We start from the raw sequence: 12,104 nt of genomic DNA, 5'->3' as shown, positions 1-12,104 counted from the left end.
CCTCGGTGCCCACGGCGGTGCCGGCACCGGCGGTCGCCTCGGCGGTCGGGGCCGGGGCCGGAGCGGCCTGCTCGGTGGAGGGGGCGGCCGGGGCCTGGGCGGCGGGCGCGGCCGTGGGGGTCGGGGCCGGGGCGGCGGCCGGGGCCGGAGCGGCCTCGGCGGCGGGGGCCGGGGCGGCGGCCGGGGCGCCGGTGCCGTCGTCGATGACGGCCAGCTCGGCGCCGACCTCCACCGTCTCGTCCTCGGCGACCTTGATGGAGGACAGCACGCCGGACGCCGGCGCCGGGATCTCGGTGTCGACCTTGTCGGTCGAGACCTCGAGCAGCGGCTCGTCGGCCTCGACGCGCTCACCCTCGGCCTTCAGCCAGCGGGTGACAGTGCCCTCGGTGACGCTCTCGCCGAGCGCCGGAAGGGTTACGGAAACCGCCATGGTTTCGGTTGCTCCTTACAAGTGCGGAAGTCTGTGTCGTCGCGTTCGTCGACCGAGGGTCAGTCGTGTGCGTGCAGCGGCTTGCCGGCCAGGGCCAGGTGGGCCTCGCCGAGCGCCTCGTTCTGCGTCGGGTGGGCGTGGATGAGCTGGGCCACCTCGGCCGGCAGCGCCTCCCAGTTGTAGATCAGCTGGGCCTCGCCGACCTGCTCGCCCATGCGGTCGCCGACCATGTGGACGCCGACCACGGCACCGTCCTTGACCTGGACGAGCTTGATCTCGCCCGCGGTCTTGAGGATCTTGCTCCTGCCGTTGCCCGCCAGGTTGTACTTCAGGGCGACGACCTTGTCCGCGCCGTAGATCTCCTTGGCCTTGGCCTCGGTGATGCCGACGGAGGCGACCTCCGGGTGGCAGTACGTCACCCGCGGCACACCGTCGTAGTCGATCGGAACGGTCTTCAGACCCGCCAGACGCTCCGCCACCAGGATGCCCTCGGCGAAACCGACGTGGGCCAGCTGGAGGGTCGGGACCAGGTCGCCGACGGCGGAGATGGTCGGGACGTTGGTGCGCATGTACTCGTCGACGAGGACGTAGCCGCGGTCCATGGCGACCCCGGCCTCCTCGTAGCCGAGGCCCTGCGAGACCGGGCCACGGCCGACGGCGACGAGGAGGACCTCGGCCTCGAACTCCTTGCCGTCGGCGAGGGTGACCTTCACACCGTCCTGGGTGTACTCGGCCTTCTGGAAGAAGGTGCCGAGGTTGAACTTGATCCCGCGCTTGCGGAACGCGCGCTCGAGAAGCTTGGAGGAGTTCTCGTCCTCGACCGGGACGAGGTGCTTGAGGCCCTCGATGATCGTGACGTCGGAGCCGAAGGACTTCCACGCGGAGGCGAACTCGACGCCGATGACGCCGCCGCCCAGGATGATCGCGGACTTCGGCACGCGGTCCAGGACGAGGGCGTGGTCGGAGGAGATGATGCGGTTGCCGTCGATCTCCAGACCGGGCAGCGACTTCGGCACGGAGCCGGTCGCGAGCAGGACGTGGCGGCCCTGGATGCGCTGGCCGTTGACATCGACGGAGGTCGGGGAGGACAGGTAGCCCTCACCCTCGATGTAGGTCACCTTGCGGGAGGCGATCAGTCCCTGCAGACCCTTGTACAGGCCCGAGATGACATCGTCCTTGTACTTGTGGACGGCCGGTACGTCGATGCCCTCGAAGCTGGTCTTGACACCGAACTGCTCGCTCTCGCGGGCCTGGTCGGCGATCTCGCCCGCGTGCAGCAGGGCCTTGGTGGGGATGCAGCCTCGGTGCAGGCAGGTGCCGCCGACCTTGTCCTTCTCGATCAGGGCGACGTCCAGGCCCAGCTGCGCCCCGCGCAGGGCCGCGGCGTAACCACCGCTACCACCGCCGAGGATCACTAGGTCGAAAACGGTGCTGGCGTCGTTCGCCACGTCACGTCCTCCATGCATGTGCGCCGTGCGCCGGTCGTCGGTGACCGGCAGGCGGCTGGTGTCCGGCCGCTTGATGCTTCGGCCCTTCGGTGGGGCCCTGTCCTGCCGAGACCCCATCTTTGCACTTGTCGGCGGCCACCGAGACGCCGGGCCGGTGTGTGAGACGTCTGATCCGTCACGTCGCAAGGTCGCGGCGTCGGTCGGCCGTGCGGATTTCGTCCAGGGCGTAACGCCCGGTGCGACGACGAGGGGCGCCCCCCGACCGCGTGGGTCCGGGGCCGCCCTCATCGTCGTGTGCCGGGATCAGCCCAGGTCGCCGGCGGCCGCCAGCTCCGCGAGCCGGACCAGCGTGCGCACCGCCGAACCCGTGCCGCCCTTCGGGGTGTAGCCGAACGGGGCCTGCTCGTTGAAGGCCGGTCCCGCGATGTCGAGGTGGGCCCAGGTGATGCCCTCGCCGACGAACTCCCTCAGGAACAGGCCGGCGACCAGGCCGCCGCCCATCCGCTCGCCCATGTTCGCGATGTCGGCCGTGGGGGAGTCCATGCCCTTGCGCAGGTGCTCCGGCAGCGGCATCGGCCAGGAGTCCTCGCCGACCTCCTCGGCCGCCTCGTGGACGGCGGTGCGGAACGCGTCGTCGTTCGCCATGATCCCGAAGGTGCGGCTGCCGAGCGCCAGCATCATCGCGCCGGTGAGGGTGGCGACGTCCACGATCGCGTCCGGGTTCTCCTGCGAGGCCGCCCACAGCGCGTCCGCGAGGACCAGCCGGCCCTCGGCGTCCGTGTTGAGCACCTCGACCGTCTTGCCGCTGTACATGCGCAGCACGTCACCGGGTCGGGTGGCGGAACCGGACGGCATGTTCTCGGCGAGGGCGAGCCAGCCGGTGACGTTCACCTCGAGGCCGAGGCGGGCGGCGGCCACGACCGCGGCGAACACCGCCGCCGCACCGGACATGTCGCACTTCATGGTCTCGTTGTGGCCCGCCGGCTTCAGCGAGATGCCGCCCGAGTCGTAGGTGATGCCCTTGCCGACGAAGGCCAGGTGCCTGCTCGCCTTGGAGTGCGTGTACGACAGCTTCACCAGCCGCGGGGGGGAGGCGGAGCCCGCGCCGACGCCGAGGATGCCGCCGTAGCCGCCCTTGGCCAGCGCCTTCTCGTCGAGCACCTGCACCTTGATGCCGTGCTCCTTGGCCGCGGTCTGAGCGAGGGCCGCGAAGGCCGCCGGGTTCAGGTCGTTCGGCGGGGTGTTGATCAGGTCCCGGGCGCGGTTCAGCTCCTCGGTGACGGCGACGGCGCGCTCCACGGCCGCCTTGTACGCCTTGTCGCGGGGCTTGCCGCCGAGCAGGGCGACCTCGGCGAGCGGGGCCTTGCCGTTCTTGGCGTTCCGACCGTTCCCGCCGTTCTCCTTGTACGTGTCGAAGGAGTACGCGCCGAGCAGCGCACCCTCGCCGATGACGCCGGCGTCGGCGGCGTCCGTGATCGGCAGCGCGAAGGCGGCCTTCTTGGAGCCGGTCAGCGCACGGGCCGCGGATCCGGCGGCGCGGCGGAGCGCCTCGGCGGTGAACGCCTCGTCCTTCTCCGGCTCGGCACCGAGGCCCACCGCCACCACGACGGGGGCCTTGAAGCCGGAGGGCGCGGGCAGCTTCGTCACCTCGCCCTCGGCACCCGAGGCGCCCAGGGTCTGCAGGATGGCGGCGAGCCTGCCGTCGTACGCCTGGTCCACGGCCTCGGCGCCCGGTGCGACGACCGGGCCCTCAGCGCCCTTCGCGACACCGACCACGATCGCGTCGGCGCGCAGGCCGGCCGCGGCGGCGGTGCTGAGAGTGAGAGCAGTCACGGTGGTGAAATCTCGCTTCCGATTGAGTTTCTGGTGGCCGAACGGATGGGGTCGGCCGGCCCGGGAACCGACCCTAGGCCCTGCCCCGTGTCCGGTTTTCACCTGGGCAGGGAAAGACCCGGCACGAGCCTACGCGCGGTGGCCGCTTTCTGTGGTGCCCGGCGTCGGCGAGCACCACCGGGGGCGGTCGCGCACTCCCCGAAGTGCGCCTCGCGGAGCGTCCGGTACGACCTGAGGCGTGGCGTCGGCCCTGTTCAGCCCAGTGACAGAACGACGAGTGCCGCCGTCGCGGCGGTCTCGGCGAGCCCGCCGAAGACGTCACCGGTGACCCCGCCGAAGCGGCGCACGCAGTGCCGCAGCAAGAGTTCGGCGACGGCGACCGCGACGAGGACCGCGAGGGCCGTACGGGCCGTCTCGTACGTCCCGAGGAGCGCGCCCACGGCCGCCGCGGTCACGGCGACGGCGATGGCCACCGCCAGCGCACCGCCCGCCGGCACCACGCCCGCGACCGCGGCCCCCAGCCCCTCGGGGCGGGCGGCCGGTATGCCGTCGCGCGCGGCCAGGGTGAGCGCCAGCCGGGCCGCCGTCGCGGAGACGATCGCCGCGAGGACCCCCCGCTCCAAGGAATGGCCGTACGCCTGCGCGAGGGCCGCCACCTGCGCCAGCAGCACGAGGACCAGTGTGATCACACCGAACGGCCCGATGTCGGACTGCTTCATGATCCGCAACGCGTCCCCGGCGGGCTTGCCGCTTCCGAGCCCGTCGGCGGTGTCGGCCAGCCCGTCCAGATGCAGCCCCCGGGTGAGCACGGCGGGCACGGCAGCCGAACCGACGGCGGCGAGCAGGGCTCCCGCACCCAGCAGATCCAGCACCGCCCCGGCCGCCCCGGCGAGCCCCCCGACGACGACTCCGGCGAGGGGGGCGCACAACATGCCGGCACGCGCGGCTTCCCGGTCCCACCGGGTGACCTTGACGGGAAGCACGGTGAGGGTGCCGAAGGCGAAACGGAGGCCATGCGCGGGCGGGATCCTGGACACGGCGGCAGCGTAGCTGGCCGAGCCGGCACGCCCCGGACCCTCACCCCCGGGTATCACGCAACCACGCGGCAGCCGGGGACCGTTGACGCAGCTCCGACACCCCGCACACCAACACCACCGCGCCGATCGCCGCGATGTGCTCCTTGCCCGCGAGGTTGTTCTTCACGACCAGCTCCACGACCATCGCCGCGATCACCACGCTCCCCGTGACGCGCGCGCCGTACCGCCAGCACAGGAACAGGGCCAGCCCGATCACCGCCGCCGACGGCCCGGTGTCGACGACCTGCGCGTCCGTCGCGGGCAGCCCCAGCGGATGGCGCGCGCCCAGGCCGATGCCCACGCGCGCGTACAGGGTGCCGGCCAGCGTGGCCGCGTAGGCGATGACGAGGGTGCGCCACCAGCCCAGGCAGATCTCGGCGATCCCGAAGACGAACAGCACCTGCAGCAGCGCCCCCCACACCGGCAGGTCGAGAGCCGGTACGAAGAGGGAGAGCGGGGTGTGCAGCAGCGCCAGCCACAGCGGCTCCTCGGCCCGTACGGACCCGACGTTCTGCACGAACTGAAAGCCCCACGGCTGGTTCTGCACGAACTGCAGGACCGACGTGAGGCACACGGCCGCGAGCGTCATCGGCAGCGCCCGCCAGGTGCGCCGGACGAGTGCCTGACGCACGGTGACGTACGGCGGTCCCCACTCCGCGCGGATCAGACGGGTGAGGGCGTTCATCCAGCGGTCCTCATCTGCCCGGCGGTCCTCATCTGTCCGGCGCTCGTCGTCCGCCCGGCGCTCATCGGCTCCCCGGTGCTCGTCATCTCCCCCGTGCTCCTCACCTGTGCGACTGGAGGTGCTTGCGGTGCAGCCACTTGGGCAGTCCCGGTGCCTCCAGAAACCCTTCGGCCCGCGCCGACGCGATGCCGATGCGCAGCAGGTCCGCGCTCTTCTCGAAGAGCAGGAACCTGGGTTCCCAGATGGGCCGGTACTTCGCGTTGGCCCGGTACAGCGACTCGATCTGCCACCAGCGCGAGAAGAAGCTGAGCAGCGAACGCCACAGCCTGAGCACCGGTCCGGCGCCGAGCCGTGCACCACGTTCGAAGACGGAACGGAACATGGCGAAGTTGAGCGAGACCTGCGTGACCTCGATCTCCCGGGCGCGGCGCAGCAGTTCGATGACCATGAACTCCATCAGGCCGTTGTCGGAGTCCCGGTCGCGCCGCATCAGGTCCAGCGACAGGCCGTGCGGTCCCCACGGCACGAAGGACAGCAGCGCCCGCAGCCGCCCCTCGCCGTCCCTGCACTCCAGCATCACGCACTGCCCGTCCTCCGGGTCGCCGAGCCTGCCCAGCGCCATGCTGAAGCCCCGTTCGGTGGCCCCGTCGCGCCAGTCGTCGGCCTTCTGCAGCAGGAACGCCATCTCGCCGGCGGGGATGTCCGCGTGGCGCCGGATGCGAACCGTGTACCCGGCGCGTCGGACCCGGTTGCAGGCCTGGCGGACAGTGCGCATGGCCCGCCCTTCGAGGGTGAACTCGCCGACGTCCACGATGGCTTCGTCGCCGAGTTCCAGGGCGTCCAGCCCGTGCCGCGCGTAGACGGTCCCGGCCTCCTCGCTCGCCCCCATCACGGCCGGGATCCAGCCGTGCGCGCGGGCCTCGGCGAGCCAGGGCTCGATGGCGCCGGGCCAGGCCTCCGGGTCGCCGAGCGGGTCGCCCGAGGCGAGCGAGACGCCGCCGAGGACGCGGTAGGCGACGGCCGCCTTGCCGGTGGGCGACCAGATGACGCTCTTCTCCCGGCGCAGCGCGAAGTAGCCGAGCGAGTCGCGCTCGCCGTGCCGCTCGAGCAGCGCCCGCAGTCGTTTCTCGTCGTCCTCGGTGATCGGGTCGACGGCGCGCCGGGAGCGGAAGGCGGCGTACAGGACGGCGAGGACGAGCAGCGTGCTGAACACGTTGATGGTGACGTTGACCCAGTTGGGGGTGGCGATCCCCGGGTAGTGCGCGTCGTCGACGGTGACCGAGACCAGACGCAGGGTGCCGTAGCGCCAGCGCTCCGGGAAGGTCGAACGGTGGGCGTCCCGCGCGGTGTTGGTGACGGTGACCAGAAGCGCCGCGAGCAGCGAGGAGATGAGCAGACCGCCCGCGGCGACGGCGGCGGCGAGCCGCGGGTTGGACCGGTCGCCCTTGGCGTAGAACTCGCGCCGGCCGACGAGGAGCGCGCCGGCGAAGGCCGCGGTGAGGACCAGGGAGATCCAGTTCTGGGCGTACTGCCGGATCTCCGGGAAGGTCATGGCGAACGCGAACAGCAGCAGGAACGGGCCGCTGAGCGCCAGGTTGAGGATCCAGGCGGCCCGCTTGCGGCGCCGCATCGTGACGGCGAGGAACATCGTGAACACGCCGGAGGCGAAGCCCGCGGTCAGCAGGTACGGCGTGAACAGGTTCTCCTGGTTGTGCCGTCGCACGTCCTGCCCGAAGGAGACCCAGACGGCGGCGAGGAAGTTGATGAACGTGACGGCGCGCAGGTACCAGACGGCGAACGCGGCGGCCCGCCGGGAGGCCCGCCCCCGCCCCCGGCCGAACCGAGCGTTCCCGTTCCACGCTAAATCGGGCATCTCCCATGAAGGGCGATGATATGGGGCGCTTGGGGGCGTGTGGGGGAGCGGTTCAAGGCAGAAAACGACCAGTTCAGTCCTTGCCCTCGGCCTCCTGGGGCATCTCCGGGAGCTCCGCCGCCAGCGCGGCGGCGGCCTGCACCAGGGGCAGCGCCAGCAGGGCCCCGGCTCCCTCACCCACCGTCACACCGTGGTCGAGCAGCGGTTCCAGGGCCATCCGGTCCAAAGCCTTGGCCTGCGCCGGCTCCCCGCTGTTCTGGCCCGCCAGCCACCAGTCCGGCGCGCGGAACGCGATCCGCTGCGCGACCAGCGCGCACGCCGCCGACACCACCCCGTCCAGGATCACCGGCGTCTTGCGCACCGCGCACTGCAGCAGGAAGCCGGTCATCGCGGCCAGATCGGCACCGCCCACAGCCGCCAGCAGCTGCAACTGGTCACCGAGCACGGGCCGGGCCCGCCGCAGCGCGTCCCGGATCGCCGCACACTTGCGCATCCACGCCAGGTCGTCGATCGCCAGGCCCCCGCGCCCGGTCACCACGGAGGCGTCGGTCCCGCACAGCGCGGCGATCAGCACCGCCGCCGGCGTCGTCCCGCCGACGCTGACATCGCCGAGGACCACCAGATCCGTCCCGGCGTCCGCCTCCTCGTCCGCGACCGCGACCCCCGCCCGGAACGCGGCCTCCGCCTCTTCGAGGGTCAGCGCGTCCTCGAGGTCGATGCGCCCGCTGCCGCGCCGCACCCGGTGCCGTACGACGTCCTCCGGCAGCCCCTCGGGGTCGCAGTCCAGCGCCATGTCCACCACCCGTACGGGCACGTCCATCTGCCGCGCCAGGATCGACGCCGGGCTGGCGCCCTCCAGGACCGCGCGGACCAACTGGTCGGCGCCGCCCGCCGGCCGCGCCGACACGCCGAGCGAGGCGACCCCGTGGTCACCCGCGAACAGCACCGCACGCGGCCGCTCGATCGGCCGCACCGGCACGGCGGACTGTGCCGCCGCCAGCCACTCACCCAGGTCGTCCAGGCGCCCCAGTGCACCGGGCGGCACGATCTGACGCTCCCGGCGCGCCTCCGCGTCGCGGCGCACCCCGCCGTCGGGGCGCTCGATCAGATCGGTGAAGTCGTCGAGATTAAGCGAGCTCATTCGCCGAACAGTACCGGCAGAGATCGAACGCCAGGGCGCCACCCGCAGTCAGGGTGTCCCGTGAAGGCCGTCCCTTCGGCCGTCATCCGCGGAGCGTCAGCGCCTGACCGGCCACCACCAGCAGCACGTGCTCGCACTCCGCCGCGAACGCCGTGTTCAGACGGCCGAGTTCGTCGCGGTAGCGGCGGCCGGACGCGGTCGCCGGGACGATGCCGGAGCCCACCTCGTTCGAGACGGCGACGACCGTCCGCCGGGTCTCACGCACCGCCGCCGCCAGTTCCCCCACCCGGGCCCGCAGCGCCCGTTCGCCGCCGGTCGCCCACTCGGCGTCGTCCCACGCGTTCACCGCGTCCATCGCGTCCGTCAGCCACAGCGACAGACAGTCGATCAGCAGTGGCGGCCCGTCCTCCTTCAGGAGAGGTACGAGGTCGCAGGTCTCGGCGGTACGCCAGGAGCCTGGCCGCCGCTCACGGTGCGCGGCCACCCGCGCCGCCCACTCCGAGTCCCCGCCCCGCGTCCCGCCCGTAGCCACGTACAGCACGTCGGGAAAGGCCTCCAGACGCCGCTCCGCCTCCACCGACTTGCCCGACCGCGCCCCGCCCAGCACGAGGGTGCGCCGCGGCACGTCCGGTACGTCCTCATAGGCTCCGACGGGCAGCACCGTGCCGTCCGGCACCGCCCGCGCCCCCGCCGCCGCGAGCCGCCGCGCCTGCTCAACGCCCGGCGGGACGTCATGGTCCAGATGGGCGGCGATGACGTCCGTGGTCGGCCCGAGCGCCCCCACCGCCCGCAGTCTCGCCAGCGCGTCCGGCCGCCCCATCGCATCGGCGACCACCATGTCGTACGGCTCCACCGGCCCCACGAGCCCCGCGGGCGCAGCGCCCGGCGGCAGATACAGCAGCCGCATCCCGTCCGGGCCGGTCACCGCGTACCCCGTGCCCGGCGCGTCCATCGCGAGCGCCCGCACCCGGTGCCCGGTCAGCAGCGCCAACTCCCGCCCGTCCGGCACCCGCACGGGCTGCGGCAGGCCCGCCGGGATCTCCACCGGGGGACCGTCGTGCGGATGCGTGAGCAGCACCTGCCGCACGCCCGCCAGCGACTGCCCGGCACGCGCGGCCGCGAACGCCACGCCCGGCGTCAGGTCGAGCAGCAGCGCCCCGTCCACGAGCAGGGAGGTCGCCGCCCGCGCCGCGGGCCCGAGCGCCCGCGCGCAGGCGGCGCAGGGACAGTCGGGACGGGGGAGTCCGAGCGGGGCACCGGTACCGAGCAGAGTGAGTTCCACGGACCCGATTTTCCCGGGTCGTCGCACGTCTTGCGCGTCCGGCTAGGCTCGACCCGACGAGCCGGGCCAGGATCCGGTCCGCTCTGCAGGTGCTCACATCGTGGAGGCGTACATGGTGGCATGGACGTGGCGGTTCGAGAAGGCCGACGGGACGGAGGTCCAGCCCGCGGTCGCGCCCGAGGAGTTCACCACTCAGGGGGACGCCGAGTCCTGGATCGGGGAGCACTGGAAGGAACTGCTCGCCGGAGGCGCCGACCAGGTGCGGCTGTTCGAGGACGGCACGGAGATCTACGGGCCCATGAGCCTGCACGCCGAGGACTAGGACCCGGGGTTTTCCGGCAAGCCGGCACGCCGGCACCGGGCGGGGGCCGCTCGGCCCTCGCCCGTTCCCTCACTTCCGCTACTGCTCGCCCAGGGTGACGTCCACCGTCTTGCGGTGACCGTCCCGCAGGAACGTCACCGTCGTCCGCTGTCCCGGCTTGTCACCGGCGAGGGCCTCCGCGAGGGACGTCACCGTGGTGATGCGCGTGTCACCGAGTCCGGTGATGATGTCGCCGGCCCTGAGCCCCGCCTTGTCGGCCGCGCCGCCGCTCTTGACGTCGACCACCGCGACCCCGGCCGGCTGGTAGCTGTCGTTCACCACCGTGCGGGCCGAGATCTCGAGGGCCGCGCGTCCCGATTCGGTGACGTGTCCCGTTCTGATGATCTGGTCGGCGACCGTCTTCACCAGGGACGCCGGGATCGCGAAGCCGATGCCGGGCGCCGCGCCGCCCCCGAGCTCCGGGTCGGTCGCGGCGAGCGTGGGGATGCCGATGACCTGGCTGCCGAGGTTGACCAGCGCACCCCCGCTGTTGCCCGGGTTGATCGCCGCCGAGGTCTGCACCATGTTCCCGATGGTGGCGCCCGTACCCCCGTCGCCGCCCTCACTGACGGTCCGTCCGGTCGCCGACACGATCCCCTGCGTCACGCTCGACGCGAGCCCGAGCGGTGAGCCCATGGCGAGCACGATCTGCCCCACCTCGACCTTGGCCGAGTCCCCGAAGGCGGCCGCCTTCAGGCCGCGCGGCACCCTGTCCAGCCGGATGACGGCGAGGTCCTGCTCCGGGTACGAGGAGACCAGCCGGGCGGTCAGGGGCTGCTCGCTGTTGGCGGTGGTCACCTCGAACGCCCGGTCGCGCCCGATCACATGCGCGTTGGTGACGATGTGCCCCTTGCCGTCGTAGACCACGCCGGACCCCAGGGCGTTGCCCGTCCGGATCTGCACGACGGACGGCAGGACGTCCTTGACGACCCGCTGGTAATCGCTCTGCAGGTCGTCCCCCGCCGTGGTCGGGGCCGTCCGTGCGCTCGCCGTGTCCTCCGTCCGGGCCGGGGAGCCGGAGCCGTCGGTGCAGCCGCCGAGCAGGACCGGACAGCAGACGAGGAGCGTGGCGCACAGCCGGTACGGGACACGGCGGGTACGGGAAGCGTCCATGCCCCGAGTGTCACCAAGGGCCGGCGGCCCTGCCCCCGGTACTCACCCGAACGGGATCGGCCGGGCGGCTCCGAGGGGCCTTGCGCTATGCAAGAATTCCTCAGCCGCGGACGCCGCACAGATGGAGCAACGCCGCGACCCCGCGGTACGGGTCCGTCCGTCCGGCCCGCTCCTCCACCGCCAGCAGTGTCTCGACGTCGGCGGGAACCGCCGCGTCGTCCGCCGCCGTGTCGGTGAAGATGCGCACCCCGTACCAGGCGTGCAGCGGTGCGCCGATCCCCGCCAGCGTGGCGGTCAACGCCTCCAGCCGGTCCGCGCGCACCTCGAGGCCGAGCCGGTTGGTGTAGGACACGGTGCCGAACGCGGCCAGCGCGCCCGCCCAGTCGCCGGCCAGGCCCGGCCGCATCGCCAGCGCGTCCCCGTTGCGCACCAGCAGGGAGAGCAGCCCACCGGGCGCCAGCATGCGGGCCATCCCCGCCAGCAGGGCGTCCGGCTCCTCGACGTACATCAGCACCCCGTGGCACAGCACCACGTCGAAGCTGCCCGGCAGGAAGTGCACGCCCGTGTCGCGGCCGTCGCCCTCGATGATCCGCATCCGCTCCCGGATGCCCTCCGGCTCACCGGACAGGGCCTCACGGGCGACGGCGATCATCTTCTCGTCGCGCTCGAGCCCGGTCACCTGGTGCCCCGCCCGGGCCAGGCGCAGCGCCTGCGTCCCCTGGCCCATGCCCACGTCGAGCACTCGCAGCCGCTGCCCGACCGGGAACCGCCCGGCTATCTGCTCGTCCAGCTGCCGGGCCACCAGCTCCTGGCGTACGACATCACGCAGCCCGCCCAGCTTGCTCAGCCAGGCGTCCGCCGC

General features: G+C 72.7%; 11 protein-coding genes. 1 reads left to right on the top strand and 10 read right to left on the bottom strand.

The features are described 5' to 3' along the window. From C3488_RS29115 to C3488_RS29080, 8 genes are all read right to left on the bottom strand, one after another. Positions 1-430 (bottom strand): biotin/lipoyl-containing protein (locus C3488_RS29115; protein WP_308460698.1); only part of this gene is annotated, 430 nt, incomplete at its 3' end. A gap of 59 nt (positions 431-489) precedes the next feature. Next, positions 490-1,878, bottom strand: coding sequence for a dihydrolipoyl dehydrogenase (gene lpdA, locus C3488_RS29110; protein WP_103843875.1), 1,389 nt, complete (start codon positions 1,876-1,878; stop codon positions 490-492). 303 nt (positions 1,879-2,181) lie between these two features. Beyond that, positions 2,182-3,711, bottom strand: a complete 1,530-nt coding sequence (locus C3488_RS29105) for a leucyl aminopeptidase (protein ID WP_103843874.1) — start codon at positions 3,709-3,711, stop codon at positions 2,182-2,184. Between the two features lie 254 nt (positions 3,712-3,965). Continuing rightward, positions 3,966-4,748 (bottom strand): adenosylcobinamide-GDP ribazoletransferase, encoded by a 783-nt coding sequence (locus C3488_RS29100; RefSeq protein ID WP_103843880.1) that lies wholly within the window; start codon positions 4,746-4,748, stop codon positions 3,966-3,968. A 40-nt stretch (positions 4,749-4,788) separates the two neighbouring features. Further along, a complete protein-coding gene (locus tag C3488_RS40795) occupies positions 4,789-5,472 on the bottom strand; it encodes a hypothetical protein (RefSeq protein WP_181139240.1) in 684 nt (227 codons plus the stop codon). 100 nt (positions 5,473-5,572) lie between these two features. Then, positions 5,573-7,345 (bottom strand): phosphatidylglycerol lysyltransferase domain-containing protein, encoded by a 1,773-nt coding sequence (locus tag C3488_RS29090; RefSeq protein WP_103843873.1) that lies wholly within the window; start codon positions 7,343-7,345, stop codon positions 5,573-5,575. A 73-nt stretch (positions 7,346-7,418) separates the two neighbouring features. Beyond that, positions 7,419-8,486, bottom strand: coding sequence for a nicotinate-nucleotide--dimethylbenzimidazole phosphoribosyltransferase (gene cobT / locus C3488_RS29085; protein ID WP_103843872.1), 1,068 nt, complete (start codon positions 8,484-8,486; stop codon positions 7,419-7,421). Between the two features lie 82 nt (positions 8,487-8,568). Further along, the gene (locus tag C3488_RS29080; protein ID WP_103843871.1) at positions 8,569-9,768 is read right to left on the bottom strand and encodes a bifunctional adenosylcobinamide kinase/adenosylcobinamide-phosphate guanylyltransferase; all 1,200 of its coding nucleotides are present in this window, start codon (positions 9,766-9,768) and stop codon (positions 8,569-8,571) included. Positions 9,769-9,880: 112 nt separating this feature from the next. Between C3488_RS29080 and C3488_RS29075 the strand changes: the two genes are divergently transcribed. Continuing rightward, positions 9,881-10,090, top strand: a complete 210-nt coding sequence (locus tag C3488_RS29075) for a hypothetical protein (protein ID WP_103843879.1) — start codon at positions 9,881-9,883, stop codon at positions 10,088-10,090. 78 nt (positions 10,091-10,168) lie between these two features. On the opposite strand, the gene C3488_RS29070 is transcribed toward C3488_RS29075, so the two are convergent. Then, on the bottom strand, positions 10,169-11,242 hold the full coding sequence (locus C3488_RS29070; RefSeq protein WP_103843870.1) for a S1C family serine protease: 1,074 nt from the start codon (positions 11,240-11,242) through the stop codon (positions 10,169-10,171). A gap of 100 nt (positions 11,243-11,342) precedes the next feature. Beyond that, a complete protein-coding gene (locus C3488_RS29065; RefSeq protein ID WP_103843869.1) occupies positions 11,343-12,044 on the bottom strand; it encodes a bifunctional 2-polyprenyl-6-hydroxyphenol methylase/3-demethylubiquinol 3-O-methyltransferase UbiG in 702 nt (233 codons plus the stop codon). Between the last annotated feature and the right edge of the window lie 60 nt (positions 12,045-12,104).

Origin of the sequence: Streptomyces sp. Ru72, assembly GCF_002920635.1 — a bacterium.
Taxonomy (GTDB): Bacteria; Actinomycetota; Actinomycetes; order Streptomycetales; family Streptomycetaceae; genus Streptomyces.
The sequence above is the reverse complement of the archived record's forward strand: the minus strand, read 5'-3'. Positions and strand labels throughout refer to the sequence as shown.